The organism is Dietzia sp. CH92, from assembly GCF_032248695.1.
Lineage (GTDB): Bacteria > Actinomycetota > Actinomycetes > Mycobacteriales > Mycobacteriaceae > Dietzia.
On record NZ_JAVHXC010000009.1, the window covers coordinates 39,985 to 58,621 of the forward strand.

The 18,637-nt window shown below is 73.4% G+C and carries 15 protein-coding genes; all 15 read right to left on the bottom strand.

The genetic code is table 11. The annotated features are described in order from the left end of the window. Nucleotides 1-95 precede the first annotated feature (95 nt). A complete protein-coding gene (locus RWK90_RS15855; protein WP_314038586.1) occupies nucleotides 96-1,556 on the bottom strand; it encodes a DNA polymerase IV in 1,461 nt (486 codons plus the stop codon). A 37-nt stretch (nucleotides 1,557-1,593) separates the two neighbouring features. Further along, on the bottom strand, nucleotides 1,594-4,815 hold the full coding sequence (ileS, locus tag RWK90_RS15860) for an isoleucine--tRNA ligase (protein WP_314038587.1): 3,222 nt from the start codon (nucleotides 4,813-4,815) through the stop codon (nucleotides 1,594-1,596). Nucleotides 4,816-5,102: 287 nt separating this feature from the next. Continuing rightward, the gene (locus RWK90_RS15865) at nucleotides 5,103-5,315 is read right to left on the bottom strand and encodes a hypothetical protein (RefSeq protein WP_314038588.1); all 213 of its coding nucleotides are present in this window, start codon (nucleotides 5,313-5,315) and stop codon (nucleotides 5,103-5,105) included. A gap of 152 nt (nucleotides 5,316-5,467) precedes the next feature. Next, nucleotides 5,468-6,418 carry a DivIVA domain-containing protein gene (locus RWK90_RS15870; RefSeq protein WP_314038589.1) on the bottom strand — a complete coding sequence of 317 codons (951 nt, stop codon included), beginning with the start codon at nucleotides 6,416-6,418 and terminating at the stop codon, nucleotides 5,468-5,470. A 178-nt stretch (nucleotides 6,419-6,596) separates the two neighbouring features. Continuing rightward, on the bottom strand, nucleotides 6,597-6,884 hold the full coding sequence (locus RWK90_RS15875; protein ID WP_314038590.1) for a YggT family protein: 288 nt from the start codon (nucleotides 6,882-6,884) through the stop codon (nucleotides 6,597-6,599). Between the two features lie 70 nt (nucleotides 6,885-6,954). Continuing rightward, nucleotides 6,955-7,647 carry a cell division protein SepF gene (locus tag RWK90_RS15880; protein WP_314038591.1) on the bottom strand — a complete coding sequence of 231 codons (693 nt, stop codon included), beginning with the start codon at nucleotides 7,645-7,647 and terminating at the stop codon, nucleotides 6,955-6,957. Nucleotides 7,648-7,722: 75 nt separating this feature from the next. Beyond that, complete coding sequence (locus RWK90_RS15885) at nucleotides 7,723-8,451, bottom strand: YggS family pyridoxal phosphate-dependent enzyme (RefSeq protein ID WP_314038592.1); 729 nt, start codon at nucleotides 8,449-8,451, stop codon at nucleotides 7,723-7,725. Between the two features lie 48 nt (nucleotides 8,452-8,499). Next, entirely contained in the window at nucleotides 8,500-9,222 is a 723-nt protein-coding gene (gene pgeF, locus RWK90_RS15890; protein ID WP_314038593.1) for a peptidoglycan editing factor PgeF, read from the bottom strand. An 11-nt stretch (nucleotides 9,223-9,233) separates the two neighbouring features. Beyond that, nucleotides 9,234-10,430 carry a cell division protein FtsZ gene (gene ftsZ / locus RWK90_RS15895; protein WP_314038594.1) on the bottom strand — a complete coding sequence of 399 codons (1,197 nt, stop codon included), beginning with the start codon at nucleotides 10,428-10,430 and terminating at the stop codon, nucleotides 9,234-9,236. Nucleotides 10,431-10,642: 212 nt separating this feature from the next. Then, nucleotides 10,643-11,632 (bottom strand): FtsQ-type POTRA domain-containing protein, encoded by a 990-nt coding sequence (locus RWK90_RS15900; RefSeq protein WP_314038595.1) that lies wholly within the window; start codon nucleotides 11,630-11,632, stop codon nucleotides 10,643-10,645. A 13-nt stretch (nucleotides 11,633-11,645) separates the two neighbouring features. Beyond that, nucleotides 11,646-13,052: a UDP-N-acetylmuramate--L-alanine ligase gene (murC, locus tag RWK90_RS15905; protein WP_314038637.1), complete on the bottom strand. Its 1,407-nt coding sequence runs from the start codon at nucleotides 13,050-13,052 to the stop codon at nucleotides 11,646-11,648. A gap of 56 nt (nucleotides 13,053-13,108) precedes the next feature. After that, nucleotides 13,109-14,251 carry an undecaprenyldiphospho-muramoylpentapeptide beta-N-acetylglucosaminyltransferase gene (murG, locus tag RWK90_RS15910; protein ID WP_314038596.1) on the bottom strand — a complete coding sequence of 381 codons (1,143 nt, stop codon included), beginning with the start codon at nucleotides 14,249-14,251 and terminating at the stop codon, nucleotides 13,109-13,111. Next, nucleotides 14,248-15,930 carry a putative lipid II flippase FtsW gene (gene ftsW, locus RWK90_RS15915; RefSeq protein WP_314038597.1) on the bottom strand — a complete coding sequence of 561 codons (1,683 nt, stop codon included), beginning with the start codon at nucleotides 15,928-15,930 and terminating at the stop codon, nucleotides 14,248-14,250. Before ftsW ends, murG begins: the two co-directional genes overlap by 4 nt. 5 nt (nucleotides 15,931-15,935) lie before the next feature. Then, nucleotides 15,936-17,516, bottom strand: coding sequence for a UDP-N-acetylmuramoyl-L-alanine--D-glutamate ligase (gene murD / locus RWK90_RS15920; protein ID WP_314038638.1), 1,581 nt, complete (start codon nucleotides 17,514-17,516; stop codon nucleotides 15,936-15,938). Nucleotides 17,517-17,539: 23 nt separating this feature from the next. After that, entirely contained in the window at nucleotides 17,540-18,634 is a 1,095-nt protein-coding gene (mraY, locus tag RWK90_RS15925) for a phospho-N-acetylmuramoyl-pentapeptide-transferase (protein WP_314038598.1), read from the bottom strand. Nucleotides 18,635-18,637: the final 3 nt, after the last annotated feature.

Sequence of the window (18,637 nt, forward strand, 5' to 3'; positions counted from 1 at the left end):
GGGGCGAGACGCCATCCCGAGGAGCGGCTGCAGCAAAGGCCGGGCACCGGCGGGGACGGGCACCGGCGGGGGCGCGCATCGGCCCGGGGCGGGCCTCACCACCCCAGGGAGCCGAGCGGGTCCGCGGGCTCGAGGTCCGGGTCGTCCTCCGCGAAGGTCCGCATCCGGCCCGGGCCCGTCGCCGCCGTCTCGAACCTCACCGACACCCGCCCGTGCCCCGAGCCCTGCACCCAGCCGTGACCGAACTCCGGGTGCCGGACATCCGCCCCGGTCTCGAACCGCTTGTCGTCGCCCTGACGCCACGCCCCGATCTCCGGCGGGTCCGTCGCCCCCGGACCCGCGGCCGCCCCCGCACCCGCGGGCCCCGACCCGGCTCCGGCCGCCTCGGACTCCTCCGTCGTCACGGTGGTGCCCACGCCGACGATGTCGGGCAGGTCCTCGTCGTCGTCGACCCCGTCGGTCGAGCGTGCCCCGAGGGTGAACTCCTGCTCGAACAACGCGTCCTGTTGGAAGTCCGTCAGGCCCGCCACCCCCACGCCCAACAGCCGGATCGCGCCGAAATCCACCGGATCCGGCGCCAGTGAACGCGCCACCGCGATGATCGTCTCCAGCGAGGTGGTGCCCTCCGGCAGCGTGTACGACCGCGTGATGGAGGTGAAGTCCGACCGCTTGACCTTCACCGTCACCGTGCGCGCGGCGCGACCGTCGGACAGCAGCCGCCGGTGCGCCGCCTCCGCCGCCCGCCGCACCGCCGCCGTCACCTGCCCGGGCGTCGTGAGGTCGGCCGCGAACGTGCTCTCCGCGCTGATCTGCTTGGCCTCGGCCCGCTCGTGCACCGGCCGGTCGTCATACCCGCGCGCGATGCGGGCGATCGCCGGGCCCACGGTCCGGCCGAGAGCCTGCGCCACGTCGTCGTCGTCCATCGCGGCCAGCTCACCGATCGTCGTCACCCCGAACTGGGCGAGCCGCTCCCCCGCCACCGGGCCCACACCCCACAGGCTGCGGACCGGCAGCGGGTGCAGAACCCGCTCGTGATCGCGACGCGCGACCACCGCCACCCCGTCCGGTTTGGCCAGCTCCGAGGCGATCTTGGCGTACTGCTTGCCCGCCCCCGCCCCCACCGAGGCCGGGAGCCCCGTGGCCTCACGGATGGCCGCACGCAGGTCCTGCGCCCACCGCCGCGTGCCCTCCACGTCCGCGCCGCGCAACTCCGGCGGCTCGAGGAACGCCTCGTCCACCGACACCTGCTCCACCACCGGCGCGTGCTCCGCGAAGACCTCGAACACCCGCCGGCTCAGCGCGCGGTACACCGGCATCCGCGGGGAGACGAACACCGCCGACGGACCCACGAGGCGACGCGCCTGGTGCGACGGCATCGCCGACCGCGCCCCGAACGCCCGCGCCTCGTACGAACACCCCGCCACCACACCGCGGCCGCCCTGGCCGCCCACGAGCACCGGCCGACCCCGCAGGGTCGGCCGGGTGAGCTGCTCGCACGACGCGAAGAACGCGTCCATGTCCACGTGCAGGACCCACCGGTCCTGCGCGTCGGTCACCGCCGGCTCCCGGGGATCACGACCGCTCGCTCCAGGATCAGATCCGGGCCAGCGTCATCCGCACACCCTCGGCGAGCTCCAGCGCCTCCCCCTCGGCCGAGTCGAGGCCGTCGACCAGCGCGAAGTCGGTCGCCAGGACCTCACCGGCGATGAGCTGCGCGTGGCGGTCGGCCCACTCACGGCGATCGGCCGGCACCGCCATCCGCACGCGGATGCGGTCGGAGATGTCGAACCCGGCGGCGCGGCGGGCCTCCTGGATCTCGCGGATCCGGTCCTTGGCCCAGCCCTCCGCCTCGAGCTCCTCCGTGACCGTCAGGTCCAGCACCACCAGGCCGGCGCCGCCGGGCAGCGCCGCGGTGGACTCGGGGTCGGCCGCGACCAGGCGGTGCTCGTACTCGCCCTCCTGCAGCTCGACGCCGCCGGCCACCACGACGCCGTCGGTCTCCGTCCAGTCGCCCGTCTTGGCCGCCTTGATGCACGCCTGGACCTGCTTGCCCAGCCGCGGGCCGGCGGCGCGGGCGTTGACGGCCAGCTCCATCCGACCGTGCGCGGCCACGTCGCTGGTCAGGCGGACCTCACGGACGTTGACCTCGTCGGCGATGATGCCGGTGAACGGTTCGAGCCGCTCGACGTCCGGCATCGCCACGGTCAGCGAGTTCAGCGGCAGGCGCACGCGCAGGTGCTTGGCCTTGCGGATCGAGGACACCGTGGAGCACACGTCGCGGACGGCCTCCATCGCCTCGACCAGCGCGGCGTCGCGCGGCAGCTCGTCCTCGGCCGGCCAGTCCGCCAGATGCACCGACTCCTCGCCGGTGAGCCCGGTCCACACGACCTCGCTCATCAGCGGCAGCAGCGGGGAGGCCAGGCGCATGGTCGTCTCGAGGACCGTGTACAGCGTGTCGAACGCGTCGCGGGAGTCCTGACCGCTGTCCTCGCCCGCCCAGAACCGCGACCGCGAGCGTCGCACGTACCAGTTGGTCAGCGCGTCGGCGAACAGCCGCAGCTCGTCGCACGCGGCGGCGATGTCGGTGGCGTCGAGGGCCGCGGTCATCGCGTCGCGCGTCGACGCCAGCCGGGACAGGATGTAGCGGTCCAGCACGTGCTGCGAGTCCGTGCGCCACGTCGCCCGGCGGGAGGCGTACAGCTGGAAGAAGCTGTACGAGTTCCACAGCGGCAGCATGGCCTGGCGGACGCCCTCGCGGATGCCCTGCTCGGTCACCACCAGGTTGCCGCCCCGCAGGATCGGCGAGCTCATGAGGAACCAGCGCATGGCGTCCGAGCCGTCGCGGGAGAACACCTCGTTGACGTCCGGGTAGTTGCCCTTGGACTTGCTCATCTTGAGCCCGTCGTTGCCCAGGACGATGCCGTGCGCCGCGACGTGCGTGAACGCCGGGCGGTCGAACAACGCGGTGGCCAACACGTGCAGGGTGTAGAACCAGCCGCGGGTCTGGCCGTTGTACTCCACGATGAAGTCGCCCGGGAAGTGGGAGTCGAACCACTCCTTGTTCTCGAACGGGTAGTGGACCTGCGCGAACGGCATGGATCCGGACTCGAACCAGCAGTCGAAGACGTCCGCGACGCGCCGCATGGTGGACTTGCCGGTCGGGTCGTCCGGGTTGGGGCGGGTCAGCTCGTCGATGTACGGGCGGTGCAGATCCGTGGGGCGGACGCCGAAGTCGCGCTCGAGCTCGTCCAGCGACCCGTAGACGTCCACGCGCGGGTAGGCGGGATCGTCGGACTCCCACACCGGGATCGGGGCGCCCCAGTAGCGGTTGCGGTTGATGTTCCAGTCGCGCGCGCCCTCGAGCCACTTGCCGAACTGCCCGTCACGCACGTGCTCGGGCATCCAGGTGATGTGCTCGCGGTTGAGCTCGACCATCCGGTCGCGGAACGCGGAGACCTTGACGAACCACGCCGGCAGCGCCATGTAGATGAGCGGCTGGCCCGAGCGCCACGAGTGCGGGTACGAGTGCTCGATGGTCTCGTGGCGCAGCAGCCGGCCCGCGGCCCGCAGGTCGCGCGAGATGGGGGCGTTCGCGTCGAACACCAGCTGGCCGGCGTACGGCGGCACCTCGGAGGTGAACTTGCCGTCCGGGCCCACCGGGATCACGAGCTCGATGCCCGCGGCGTCGCAGGCGTCCTTGTCCTCCTCACCGAACGCGGGCGCGAGATGCACGACCCCGGTGCCGGATTCGGTGGTGACGTAGTCGGCCGAGAGCACCACGTGGGAGTTGGGGTGGCCGGCGAAGAAGTCGAACGGCGGGGTGTAGCGCAGGCCCACCAGCTCGCCGCCCTTGACGGTGGCCACGACCTCGGCGTCCTCCCCGAACTCGGCGGCGTAGACGCCGCGGCGCGCCTCGGCCAGGACGAAGGTGCGGCCGGCGAAGGTCCCCGAGTTCACGCGGACGACCGAGTAGTCGATCTCCGGGTGCACGGCGGCGGCGAGGTTGGACGGCAGGGTCCACGGCGTGGTGGTCCACACCAGGGCCTCGGCCCCGTGGAACGGGCTGTCCTGCGGCGCCTCGAGCGGAAGGCCCACGGTCAAGGCCGGGTCCTGCCGCATCTTGTAGGCGTCGTCGAGGCGGGTCTCCTGGTTGGACAGCGGCGTCTGCTCGTACCAGGAGTACGGCAGGACGCGGAAGCCCTTGTAGACGAGGCCCTTGTCGTACAGCTGCTTGAAGGCCCACAGGACCGACTCGGTGAAGTCGATGTCCAGGGTCTTGTAGTCGTTCTCGAAGTCCACCCACCGGGCCTGGCGGTGCACGTACTCCTCCCACTCGTCGGTGTACTGCAGCACCGACTTCTCGCAGGCGGCATTGAACTCGGCCAGCCCCATCTCGAGGATCTGGGACTTCTCGGTGATACCCAGTTGCTTCTCGGCCTCGAGCTCGGCGGGCAGGCCGTGGCAGTCCCAGCCGAACCGGCGCTCGACCTTGTAACCGCGCATGGTGCGGTAGCGCGGGATGACGTCCTTGACGTACCCGGTGAGCAGGTGCCCGTAGTGGGGCAGGCCGTTGGCGAAGGGCGGGCCGTCGTAGAAGACGTACTCCTCGGCGTCCGCCCGGTTGCGGATGGACTCGCGGAAGGTGCCGCGCTCGTCCCAGCGGGCGAGGACGGTCTCCTCGAGCGCGGGGAAGGAGGGGGTCTGTGACGTGGCGCCGCCGGTGAGGTCCACGATCGGGTACGCGCTGCCGGTGGCGCCGGCCTCGACGTCGGACGCCGGCTCGGCGGGTTCGCGGTTCACGGACTCGGTGCTCATCTGGGGCGGACTCCTCGCTCACGGGGCCCGCACGAGTTCGCATCCGTGGGGCCGGTCAGGCCTGCGCTCGGGGACGATCCGGGAGCGCGACCAGCGCGCCTCCGTCCGCGGTACCACCCCGTTTGGCGCCGGTGTACGACGCCCACTCGTGGGTCGGGCTGTGACGGGCTCCCCCGTTCGGTTCTACTGAGCGCCTCCCCGTGGCGGGGCGTAGCCGTTCTTCCGAGCGCTCCCCGGTGATGGCCGGATCACAGCGCGTCCGGCTCGGGGCCGGACGGTGTCCGATATTACCCGTCGGCCCGGGTGTGCGCCTCCTCCGAGGCCCCCTGCGGCGCCGTGTCGCGGTGACCGCGCCCCCGGATGAGATCCACCACCAGCAGCAGGAGCCCCAGGGCGCCCACGGCGATGCACGCCCACGCCCACCCGATCTGACCGGTCGCGACGGCGGCCACGAGGAAGCCGAAGCCGAGGATGGTCAGTCCGAGAGCGGCGACGAGCATCCGTGCCTCCTGGTGCGGTGCGTGGTGAGAGGGGCGGTGCACCACCGGCGGTGACGCAGCTCCCTGGTGTCGAATATACGTCGGTCCCCGCACCCGGGGAGGGGGCGGGGACCGTCGGCGCCGCGGGGGTCGGGCGCGTCACGCGGGACGGGTCAGTCGGCGCGGTGGCCGCCGTCCTTCTTGCCCGACTGGTCGGCCGTGCCGCCGGCGCCGCCGCTCTCCGCGGGAGCGGCCGGGGCGGCTGATCCGGTCTTGCCGAGCTCGGCGAGCTGGTTCTCGAGGTAGCTGGTGAGGCGGCTGCGGTAGTCCTTCTCGAAGGTGCGCAGCTGGTCGATCCGGCTCTCCAGCACGCCACGCTGCTGGTTGATGGTCGCCATGATCTCGGTGTGCTTACGCTCGGCGTCGGCCTGCAGGGCGTCGGCCTTGGCCTGCGCCTCCTTGACCTGCTGCTCGGAGCGGGCCTGGGCGTCCTTGACGATGCCGTCGGACTTGGTCTTGGCCTCGGCCAGGAGCTTGTCGGCCTCGCGACGGGCGTCGCCGACCATCTTCTCGGACTGCGACTTGGCGTCGGCGACCAGCTTCTCGGACTGGGTCCGCGCGTCGCCGACGAGGCGGTCCGACTCGCTGCGGGCCTTGGCCATGAGTCCGTCGGACTCCTTCTTGGCCTCGCCGGTCAGCCGGTCCGCCATCTCCTGGGCCATGGCCAGGACGCGGGCGGCGCGCAGGTGGGTCTCGTTGTTGGCCGCGCCGTCGTCCTCGCTCTTGCCGAGCGAAGGGGTCGCGGCGGCGGGCGCGGGGGTGGTGGGCGCGGCGGCCGGAGCCGGAGTCGGCGCCGGGGTGGGCGCGGGCGTCGGTGCCGGGGCGGCGGCCGGCGTGGCGCCGGAGGACTTGGCGGCCTCGTCGGCGGCCTTGCGCGCCTTCTCGAGGTCGCGGGTCAGCTCCTCGACCCGCTGGCGCAGGTCCTCGTTGTCCGAGACGAGATCCGCGAGCTCCGTCTCGACCAGGTCGAGGAACTGGTCGACCTCGTCCTCGTTGTAGCCACGCTTGCCGATCGGTGGCTTGGAGAACGCGACGTTGTGCACATCGGCTGGAGTCAACGGCATGGGATACCCCTCGTGGTCGTCTCGGGTGCCGGCCCGGCGTTCTCGCACCGGACCCACGACTTCATTACTACCTTAACGGTGGCCAATCTAGTCCCAACCGGCCCGCGCGTCACCAGCGGCCGTGTTCGGCGGCGGGCCGCACACCCGCCGGCCGGGGCCGGGGCGTGGCCCGGTGGCGTCAGATGAACGCCAGGATCACGACGCGCAGAACCATGAGGATGATGAACAGGACCAGGACCGACAGGTCCAGGGACACCTGACCCAGACGAACGGGCTTGATCACCTTGCGCAGGGCCTTGACCGGCGGGTCCGTGATGGTGAACAGCCACTCCAGGACCACCGCGAGCACGCCGCGCGGTGTCCAGCTGCGGGAGAACGAGGCGATCATCTCCACCACGATCCGGGCGAGCAGGAGGAACCAGAAGACCTCGACCACGTAATAGAGGATCAGCAGTATCAACGTCACGCTTCAACCCTACTGTCCCCGGCCCCCGGGGCGCCCGTGGGCACCCCGGGGGCGGTGTCGCGCCGGCCGCTCAGCGCCGGAAGGCGCCGTTGACGGCGTCGCGGACCTCGGCCTCGGTGAGGTCCATGCCGGCGGGCTGGAGCAGGAAGGTGCGCTCGCGGTCCGCGACCTTCTCCATGCGGCCGTCGAGGCCGAACACCAGTCCGGCGGCGAAGTCGACCATGCGGCGGGCGTCGCCCGAGGCCATGGTGGACAGGTCCAGGACCACCGCGCGGCCGGCGCGGAAGTGCTCGCCGAGGCTCTTGCCGTCACCGAAGCCGCGCGGCCTCTCGACGACGGTCTCGGGCACGGTCACCAGGCCGTCCTCGACGAAGTCCTCCTCGGGCGCGAGCGCGACCGCACCGCGGGTGGCGGGCACGCCGCGCAGGGCGGCGCGGGCCCCGGCCTCGGCGGCGTGGTAGCGGCGCGGGCGGGGGGCGGGCTCCTCGACGGGTGCGCGTCGGGCGGCGGCGCGCTCGTCGGCGGCGTCGAGGTCGGCGACGCGCGACCGGGGGGCGGGCTCGTCGAGGTAGCGGTCGGCGGCGTAGCCGTAGTCGTCCCTGCGGTCGCGGGAGACCGGACCGAGGTCGTCCGTGTCGTGCACGCCGCGCGGGGCGCGGGCGTCGTGGTGGACGGGGCGGTCGTAGTCGTCCAGGTACTCGTCCTCGTACGCCGCGACGGGCGCCATTCCGAAGTACTCCTTGAACCGGGCGATTGCGCTCATCTTCCGGGACCTTCCTGGTAACGGGGTCGTCGCGGGCGTGTTCTTCGCGGGCGGGTGTCCCCGCGAGGCTGGATCTCAAACTACTGGTCGTGGCCCGAGGATGGCCGTTCCGACACGCACGCAGGTCGAACCTGCCGCGATCGCCTCCTCGATGTCTCCCGACATGCCGGCGGAGAACTCGATCGCGCCGGGGTGTCGGCGGCGCAGGTCGGCGGCGATGTCGGCCGCGTCGGCGAAGTGGGCGGCGGCCTCGCCGGTGAGCGGGGGTACCACCATGAGTCCGGCCAGGCGGAGGTGGTCGAGTCCGGCGACGTGGTCGGCCAGGGCCGGCAGGTCCTCGCGGGTGACGCCGCCGCGCGCGGTGTCGCCGTCGAGGCTGAGTTGGAGCAGGACGGGCAGGGGCGTGACGCCGTCGCGCTCGTCGGCGGCGCGGGCGCGCCCCTTCTGGAGTCCGTCGGCGACCCTGGCGGAGTCGACCGAGTGGACGCGGTCGGCCCACCCGGCCACGGCCGCGGCCTTGTTGGACTGGATGTGGCCGACCATGTTCCAGCGCACGTCGGCGGCGAGCGCGGGGTCGGTGGCGGCGAGGTCGGCCACCTTCGCGGCGGCCTCCTGGACGCGGTTCTCGCCGACGTCGCGCACCCCGAGGCGCGCGAGGTGGACGACGTCGGTGACGGGGTGGAATTTGGTGACGACGACGAGGTCGACCGCATCGGTCCGGCCCGCCGCCGCCCGCGCCGCGTCCACGCGTTCGCGGGTCTCGGCCAGCCGGCTGGCGAGTTCGGTGGCCCTGGTGTCGGTCATGTCCGCCCTTTCGTCTCGGGATCCCGGCGGGACGGCCGGCCGTCGTCGCTAGATCTGTCGCCAGATCACGCTGGCCTGGCGCCCGGTCCGCCCCTGTCGACGATAGGAGAACAGGGACTCCTCGGCGATCGTGCAGCGGGGGTCGGAGTCGACGCGCGTCACACCGAGTCCGGCGAGTTGGCGGGTGATGCCCGCGCGCAGGTCCACCCCGGCGGTGCCGGCGACCGTCCGGGTGCGGCTGCCGGGCAGGGCGGCCTCGACCTCGTCGACCATCTCCTCGGGCAACTCGTAGTGCTCCCCCGCCGCCGCGGGGCCCAGCAGCACGGTGATGCGCTCCGGGCGCGCCCCGAGCGAGGTCATCGCGCCGATGAGGTGGGGGACGATACCGCCGACCGCGCCGACCCGTCCGGCGTGCACGGCGCCGATCACGCCGGCGGTCTCGTCGGCCGCGAGAACCGGGACGCAGTCCGCGGTGAGCACGGCCAGTGCGAGTCCGGGCCGGTCGGTCACGAGACCGTCCGTGGCGGGGACGGGCCCGCCGGTCGGGCGGGTGACGCGGGCGATCCGGGTGCCGTGGACCTGGTCCATCCACACGATGTCGGTGGCGGGCAGGCCGAGCCGGCGGGCCAGGCGGGCGCGGTTCGCCGCCACGGCGGCGGGGGCGTCGCCGACGTGGTCACCGAGGTTGAACGAGTCGAAATCCCCGGTGGACGCGCCGCCGCGGCGGTCGGTGACCACGCGGCGGACGCGTCCTGATGCCGTGGGCGTCATCCGGTGCCGGCTCAGTGCCGCATGAAGGGCGGGACGTCGATGTCGTCGTCCTCGTCGCGGCGACGCGGGGCCGGGGACGCCGGGCTGCCGGGCGAGCCGGCGCCCGGGTAGCCCGTCTCCTCGCGACGGCCACCGCCGAGCGGGGTGGATCCGAGCTCGGAGGCACCGCCGGTGTCGCCGGAGGCGCCGGGGACGGAGTCGTCGTCGTCGAGGTGATGGCGACCGCGGCGGGGCTGGCCCGCGCCGGCGGTGACCGGGCGGGAGCCGCCCTCGAACCCGGCGGCGATGACGGTCACGCGGACCTCGTCGCCGAGCGAGTCGTCGACGACCGTGCCGAAGATGATGTTGGCGTCGGGGTGCGCCTCCTCCTGGACGAGGGAGGCGGCCTCGTTGATCTCGAACAGTCCGAGGTCGCTGCCGCCGGCGATCGACATCAGGACGCCCTTGGCGCCCTCCATCGTGGTCTCGAGCAGCGGCGAGTTGATGGCGGCCTCGGCGGCCTTGAACGCGCGGCCCTCCCCGCGGGAGGAACCGATCCCCATGAGCGCGCTGCCGGCGCCGGACATGACGCCCTTGACGTCGGCGAAGTCGACGTTGATGACGCCGGGCGTGGTGATGAGGTCGGTGATGCCCTGCACGCCGTTGAGCAGCACCTCGTCGGCGGTCTTGAACGCCTCCATCATCGACACCCCCGCGTCGCCCAGCTGCAGGAGGCGGTCGTTGGGGATCACGATGAGCGTGTCGCAGGCCTCGCGCAGGGCGTCGATGCCGGCGTCGGCCTGGCCGCCGCGGCGCTTGCCCTCGAACGAGAACGGGCGGGTGACCACGCCGACGGTCAGCGCGCCGAGCTTGCGGGCGATCGCCGCCACGACGGGCGCGCCGCCGGTGCCGGTGCCGCCGCCCTCGCCGGCCGTGACGAAGACCATGTCGGCCCCCTTGAGGACCTCCTCGATCTCGTCCTTGTGGTCCTCGGCGGCCTTGCGCCCCACCTCCGGGTCGGCGCCGGCGCCGAGGCCGCGGGTGAGCTCGCGACCCACGTCGAGCTTGACGTCCGCGTCGGACATGAGGAGGGCCTGTGCGTCGGTGTTCACCGCGATGAACTCGACGCCCTTGAGCCCCTCGTCGATCATGCGGTTGACCGCGTTGACGCCACCGCCGCCGATGCCGACGACCTTGATGACTGCGAGGTAGTTGTGAGGTGAGCTCATCGAGGCCCGGCCTTCCTATGGGGGTGTCGTGCTCGGTTTGCGTGCTGTCTCGACGAAACCGTCCGTCGACCCTGAAGTCTCACCCTCTAGTTGAGGGTTAAACTTGCTGGTCAGAGGCGGTTTCGGCCGTCGGAACACCACGGTAGGTGTACCGGCCCCGCGCGTCCACGAGGCTCGCGGGCGTGTCGTGCGTACCGGCTCCCCGTCGGGCGCTACCGCGAGGTCGGCAGGGCCGGGTTCGACACGTTCCAGGTCTGCCCGGGCTGCTCGAGCACCATCTGCAGCGCCACGGCCTTCTCGTGGTCGCGGCCCGCGGCGCCCCACTCGACGACCCGACCGTCGGCGAGGGTGAGCACGATCGAGGCCCGGGTCCCGACCTCCACCGCGGCGATCTCCTGCCCCGCGGTGTCGCGGACCTCGCCGAACACCGTCGCCAGGTCCCGGACGACCTCCGGCAGATGTTCCCGCGCCGCGTCGCCGACCGTGAGCAGCGGCGTGCCGGGGGGCACCTCGCCGGGACCGAAATCGATTCCCTGCGCGTCCACGAGGTGCTGCTCGCCGTCGACCTCCACCGTCACCAGGGCGGTGCGTTCGACCAGCTCGATGAGCAGTCCGGAGGGGTAGTCCCGCCTGACCGTCACCTGGTCGACGCGGGGGATGCCCGCCACGCGGCGGGCGACGGAGTGGGTGTCGACCTGCAGCAGCGGCGTGCCGGGGGCGACGGCGGCCCGCTCGGTGACGACCTCGGCGGGGATGGTCCGGATGCCCTCGACGCTGACCTCCCGCACGGAGAAGACCGGCAGGAAGTACAGCGCGATGTAGCCGAGCAGGGCCACGACCAGGGCGATCCCGAGCCCGGCGTAGATCCGGTTGGTCCGTCGGCGCCGACGCCGCAGCCGCGCGCGGACGGCCGGGTCGGAGTGCCGGACCCGCTCGTCGGACCGCCGCAGGTCGGCCGCGGCGCGCCGGCGGTCGGGGTCGTCGGTGGGCGGGAGATCGGGCGACGCACCGGTCGACGGTGGCCCGTCGCCCGTCGAAGGCGCGTCAGTCGGGAACGCGTCAGCCGGGAACGCCTCCGACGGTGGATCGTCCGACCCCGCGGACCGGGGCGCGGAGAACGACCGCTCCCCGGCGGGGTCCACCCCGGACGGACCGGGGGTCGGCTCGTCCCGACGGGCGGGGTCGCCGGACTCGTCTGTCACGGTGCGGCCCTCCTCACGCCCCGCGGCCGGCGACGATCCGCGGGCCGAGGGTGGTGATGTCACCGGCGCCGAGGGTGAACACCACGTCCCCGGGACGGAGGATCTCGGCGACCGTCTCCAGGGCCGCGTCGAGGTCGGGGACGTGATGGACGGACGCACTGACGTTCCGGGCGATCAGACCGCCGTCCACACCGGGTTCGGGCTGCTCGCGCGCGCCGTAGACGTCGAGCACCAAGACCTCGTCGGCCAGCGACAGCGCGCGGCCGAACTCCTCGGCGAAGATCCGCGTCCGCGAGTACAGGTGGGGCTGGAAGACGGCGACGAGCCGGCCCCCGTCCGCCTCGACGATCTCGCGCGCGGCGCCGAGGACCGCGGCGACCTCCGTGGGGTGGTGGGCGTAGTCGTCGTAGACGCGGGCGCGCCCGTCGCCCACGACGGCCTCCCCCTTGGGTTCGAAGCGGCGTCCCACTCCCCCGAAGCCGGACAACCCGGACAGGAAGCCGTCCGCGTCGAACGCACCGGGTCCGGCGACCTCTCGCGCGGCGAGCAGGGCGGCGAGGGCGTTGAGCGCCATGTGCTCCCCCGGTGTCCCCACGTGCAGGTCGCCCCGCGGGCGGCCGTCGAGCGAGAGCCGGGCCCGGGTCCCGCCGGAGTCGACGGCGATCTCCGCGAGCTCGCCCACGACCGGCAGGTCGGTCGCCGGGCCGTCGGCGGTGCGGTAGCCGACGACGCGGACCCCCGCGGCGGCGGCCCGACGCGCCCGCTCGGCCGCGCCGGGGTCGTCGAGGCACACCACGAGCGCGCCGGACGACGGGATGCGGGCGAGGAAGGTGTCGAACACCTCGTAGTAGGCCTCGGCGGTTCCGAAGTGGTCGAGGTGGTCGGGCTCGGCGTTGGTGAGGATCACCACGTCGGGTTCGTAGTGCACGAGCGAGCCGTCGGACTCGTCGGCCTCGGCCACGAACACGGGGTCGGCCCCGCCGCGGGCGTTGGTGCCGAACTGCAGGACGGTGCCGCCCACCGCGAAGGAGGGGTCGGATCCGGCGGAGAGCATGCCCGCGATGAGCATCGAGGTGGTGGAGGTCTTGCCGTGGGTGCCGCACACCATGATCGAGCGACCGGCCCGGGCGAGGTGCCCGAGGATCCGGGACCGAGTGACGACCGGGATGCCCGCCGACCGCGCCGCAACGAGCTCGGGGTTGTCGGCCGGGATCGCCGCCTTGGACACCACGACGATCTGCGGGGGCGCGGAGAGGGCGTCGAGCGCGTCGGCGTGATGGCCCACCCGCACGGCGGCGCCGCGGTCGGCCAGCGCGCGCAGGTCGGCCGAGTCGCGGGCGTCGCTGCCGGACACCGCCACCCCGTGGTCGAGCAGGATGCGCGCGACGCCGGACATGCCCGCGCCGCCGATGCCGATCATGTGGACGCGCTCGAGCGTGGCCGGCACGGTGTCGTGGCCGGGTTCGGTGGTGTCGGTCAACGGGGGGCCTTTCCGACGGCGTCGAGCGCGATGCGCGCCACGACCTCCGCCGCGTCTCGGGAACCACCGCGGACGGCGGCCGCGGACATGGACTGGAGCCGGTCGGGGTCCAGCGCCAGCGGCAGGACCTCCGAGCGGAGGTAGGTGGGTGTCAGGTCGGTGTCCTCCACCAGCAGGGCGGCGCCACCGGCGACGAGGTCACGGGCGTTGAGGGCCTGTTCCCCGTTGCCGTGCGGAAGGGGGACGAACACGGCGGGCAGGCCGACGGCGGAGACCTCGGCGACCGTGATGGCGCCCGACCGGCACAGGACGAGGTCGGCCGCCGCGTACGCGAGGTCCATGCGGTCGAGGTAGGGCACGGTGACGTACGGCGCGCCCCCGGCCGGCACGACCGGCGCGTCGTCGAGGTTCCTGGGGCCGACCGCGTGGAGGACGCCCACGCCCGCGCGCGAGAACTCCTCGGCGACCGCGGCCATCGCGCTGTTGAGCGAGCGGGCGCCCTGGGAGCCGCCCACGACGAGCAGGACCGGGGCGTCCGGGTCGAGCCCGAAGGCCGCGCGGGCCTCGGCGCGCAGGGCCGCGCGGTCGAGGGTGGCGACGGTGCGGCGTACCGGGTTGCCCACGACGCGGGCGTCGAGGCCGGAACCGGTGACGGCGGCCAGGGTCGCGACGGCGAACCGGGCGCCGAGCTTGTTGGCGATCCCCGCACGGGAGTTGGCCTCGTGGACCACGATCGGGACGCGGCGGCGCGGCCCGCCGCCCGCGGGGCGCAGCGGGGCGGCCGCGGCGAGGTAGACGGGCACGCACGCGTAGCCCCCGAACCCCACGACGACGTCCGCCTCCGTGCGCCGCAGCACGTCCCGCGCGCCGCGCACGGCGCGGACGAGCCGACCGGGCAGGCGCAGGAGGTCCCCGCCGATGCTGCGCGGCAGCGGGACGGGGTCGACGAGCTCGAGCGGCACCCCCCGGCGCGGGACGAGGTCGGTCTCCAGTCCGCGCGGGGTGCCGACGGCGGTGACGCGGGCGGTCGGGTCGAGGGCGGTGACGGCCTCGCCCACGGCGAGCGCGGGTTCGATGTGTCCGGCGGTGCCGCCGCCGACCACGAGGACGGAGGGGCCGCCGGTGCGTGCGGTGCTCATCGCTCGCGCCCCCGGTGGATCGGGCTGGGCCGAGCGGTGCCGGGGCTCTGCCGGGTCGCGGTGTCGGGCGCCGGGCGGCGCGGCTGCCGACGGTCGGCCTCGCGTCCGCGGACGGGACGGGCGGTGCGGCCGGTCATGGCGGTCGCACCGCGGCGACGCTCGCGGGCGACGTCGGCGGGGACGGGCACGGTCTCGTACGCGGCCGGCCGCGTGGAACCACGCGGGGGGCGCGGCACGGGCGCGGGCTGGGCCGTGCGGCGGGCGCCGGCGGCCCGGTCGCGGGGCGCGGGGCCGGCGGGGTCCGCCGGCCGGCGACGGGTGACGGGCTCGCCGTAGCGTCGCGCGCCCTCGCTCGACCGGCCGGGCGCCGACGAGGCGGGCACCGGACGTTCGGGGGCGTAGGGCCGCGGGTCGGGCAGCGAGAACCAGCGGTGCCGGCGGCGGGTCGGGGAGCTGAGGATCGCGGAGATCGCCTCGGGCTCGTGTCGGGCGCAGTTGGCGAGCAGCCCGAGCGAGGTGAGGGTGACGACGGCGGAGGTGCCGCCGTTGGAGATCAGCGGCAGCTGCAGCCCGGTGACCGGCAGCAGGCCCACGACGTAGCCGATGTTGATGAACGCCTGGAGCACGATCGTCGCGGAGATGGTGCCGGCGAGCAGGCGCCGGAACGGGTCGACCGACCGCATGGCGATCCGCATGCCGACCCAGCCGAGCGTGACGTACAGCGAGACGACCACCGCGGCGCCGAACCACCCGAGCTCCTCGCCGATGATCGCGAAGATGAAGTCGTTGGTGGCCTCGGGGAGGTAGAACCACTTGGCGCTGGACTGACCGAGGCCGACGCCGAACAGTCCGCCGTCGGCGAGCGAGAGCATGCCCTGGTACGACTGGTAGGCCGCGCCCTGGGGGTTGGAGAAGTCGCCGCGGAAGGTATCGAAGTAGGTGCGGATCCGCTCGAAGCGGTAGGCGAAGGCCACGGCGAGGACGCCGAACACGACCGCGCCGACGGCCATCACCCACGCGAAGTGCCGGGCCGGGTAGCCGGAGAACCACAGCACGCACAGGAACGCGATGGTCACCGCCGTGGCCATGCCCAGGTCGGGGGCGACGACGACGAGGCCCGCCACCACCAGGTAGCCGACGACCGCCGGGAAGAGCAGATCCAGCCAGTACCCCGTCCGCACCCGCTTGGCGACCACGGACGACGCCCAGATGATGAGGGCGAACTTGGCGATCTCGGCGGGCTGGATCGAGAAGATGCCGAGGTCGATCCAGCCGCGGGAGCCGTTGATCTCGGAGCCGATGCCCGGGATGAGCACCGCGACGAGCAGCCCGATGGCCACGAGCAGCAGCGGGAACGCCGCCGCGCGCAGCAGTTCGATGCGCATACGCAGCGCCACGACGAAGCCGATCCACCCGATGAGGACGAACATGGCCTGACGCAGGAAGATGTCGAACGGGGTGCCGCCTCCGGAGAAGGCGAGCACGTTGGAGCTGGAGAGCACCATGCCCAGTCCGATGACGGTGAGCAGCGCGGTGACCACCATGACCACGTGATACGAGGTCAGGGGTGCTCGGCTGATGGCGGCCAGCGGCGCGGCGATCCGCCCGAGCAGGTCGGGCCGCTCGGCGCGGCCGGGCCCCTCGGACCCGTCGTGCGGTGCCGTATCTCGCAGTGCCATAGCCCCTACCTCCCGGCCACGCGGCCCACGGCGAGGACGAAGCTGCGCCCCCGGTGGCCGTAGTCGGTGAACATGTCCATCGACGCGGCAGCCGGGGCGAGCAACACGGTGTCGCCTCCGGTGGCCATCCGAGCGGCCTCGGCGACCGCCCGGTCCATCGTCTGCTGCGGCTCGTCGGGAGCCGCAACGTCGTCATCGTCTCCCGACGCCAGCTCCACCACGGGCACCGACGGCGCGTGTCGTGCCAATGCACCGGCGATCCGCGCGCGGTCCCGCCCGATCAGGACGACCCCGCGCAGGACGGGTGCCACCTCGGCCACGAGCGGCTCGACGTCGGCGCCCTTGAGCAGACCGCCGGCGATCCACACCATCGACCCGCCCGCCAGCAACGAGGTGCGCGCGGCGTGCGGGTTGGTGGCCTTGGAGTCGTCGACGTAGGTGACCCCGTCGACGACTCCGACCGGCTCGGCGCGGTGGGCGCCCACCGTGAACGACCGCAGGGCCGCGGCGACGTGCTCGGGCCGCGCGCCCACGGACAGGGCCACCGCCGCGGCGGCGAGCGCGTCGAGGACGCCCGCGGGACCCGCCGGGCGGACGTCCACGGCCGGCAGCAGCGCCACCCCGTCGTCGTCGCCCCCGTCGACGGCACCGGCACCACCCGGTCCGTCGCCGGCCACGCCGATCCGCGCGGTGAGCACGCCGTCGACCACGCCGCACTCCCCCGCGCCGGGCGCCCCGAGGCGCACCCCGATCCGCGTGGCGGCGGGCGCGTCGGCGAGCAGGCGCGCGGCGATCTCGTCGTCGGCGCCGGCCACCGCGACCCGGCCGGCGAGGACCTGCGCCTTGGCCGCGGCGTAGGCCTCCATGGACCCGTGCCAGTCGAGGTGGTCCTCGGCGACGTTGAGCACCACCCCCACGTCGGGTCGACAACTCGGCGCCCAGTGCAGCTGGAAGCTCGACAGCTCCGCGGCGAGCACGTCCACGCGCGGCTCGGCGAGCAGGACGTCGGTCACCGGCAGGCCGATGTTGCCGCACGCGCGCGCCGCCATCCCCGCCTCGAGGCAGATCGCCTCGAGCATCGAGGTCGTGGTGGTCTTGCCGTTGGTACCGGTCACGGCCAGCCACGTGCGCCGCGGGCCGAACAGCTCGGCGGTATCGGCGCGCCAGGCCAGCTCGACGTCGCCCCACACCGGCACCCCGGAGCGCGCGGCGGCCACCAGCAGCGGCGAATCGGGCCGCCACCCCGGGCTGGTGACCACGAGGTCGATCCCGATCCGCTCGCGCGCACCGGCCGACCCGGCCTCACCCGACCCGCCGCGCGGTGCGGCCATCAGTTCCGCCGCGCGGTCGAGGTCGACGCCCTCGCACCCGACGCCGTCCGGCAGCGCCTCCCGCAGCCGGGCGATCGCCTCGGGACGGGAGTCGGCGACCACCGGCTCGGCGCCCAGCGCGTCGAGGATGCGCACGGCGCCCGGCCCGGACACGCCCGCGCCCAACACGAGCACACGAAGCCCGGCGAGAGCGCGCACGTCGAGCTCACCCGCGGGGGCGTCGTGCCCGCCGGTCGCGTCGGCCGCTCCGGTCATGTCGGTCGTCCCGGTCATGTCGGTCATCCCGTCGAGCTCGCGAGCCAGTCGCCGTAGAACAGGGCGATCGCCAGACCACACGAGATGGCCACCAGCAGCCAGAACCGGATCGTCACGGTCGTCTCGGCCCATCCGCCGTTCTCGAAGTGGTGATGGATGGGGGTCATGCGGAACGGGCGACGTCCGGTGGTGCGGAACGCCGCCACCTGGATGAGCACGGAGACGAACTCGATCACGAACACCGCGCCCACAACCACCATGAGCAGCTCGGTCCGCGACACCACGGACACGCCCGCGACGATGCCGCCGAGGAACATCGAGCCGGTGTCCCCCATGAAGATCTTCGCCGGGGCGGCGTTCCACCACAGGAAGCCCAGGCACGCGCCGAGGGCCGCCGAACACACGACCGCGATGTCCAGCGGGTCGCGGACCTGGTAGCAGCCCGACAGGTTGACGCCCTCCGCGTCGGAGAAACATGAGTAGCGGAACTGCCAGAAGCTGAAGACGACGTACGTGCCCATCACCATGGCCATGGACCCCGCGGCGAGGCCGTCGAGACCGTCGGTGAAGTTCACCGCGTTGGACCAGCCGTAGACGAGCACGACGATGAAGATGATGAAGACGACGACGGGGAAGGTCACCGCGACGAAGTCCCGCACATAGCTCAACGACCGACTGGCCGGGGTGAGCCCGTCCGCGTTGCGGAACTGCAGGACGAGGATGCCGAACGCGACGGCCGCGAGGACCTGCCCGACCGTCTTCGACAGGATGCCCAGACCCTTGTTCTGGCGTTTGAACACCTTGAGGCCGTCGTCGATCATCCCGACCACCGCCAGCACGGTCGCCAGGCCGAGGATGAGCAGGCCCGAGGCGGTGAACCCGCCACCGCCCGCCGTGACCTGGCCCAGGACCCCGGCGGCGATGTAACCGAGCCACACGGCGGCCAGGATCGCGAGGCCGCCCATGTTGGGCGTGCCGCGCTTGCTCATGTGGGACTGCGGGCCCTCGAGCCGGATCTCCTGCCCGTAGCCGTGGCGGCGGAAGTAGATGATGAGCAGCGGCGTGAGGAAGATGCTCACGACGAAGGCGACGATGCCCGCGACCATGATCTGGGTCATTGA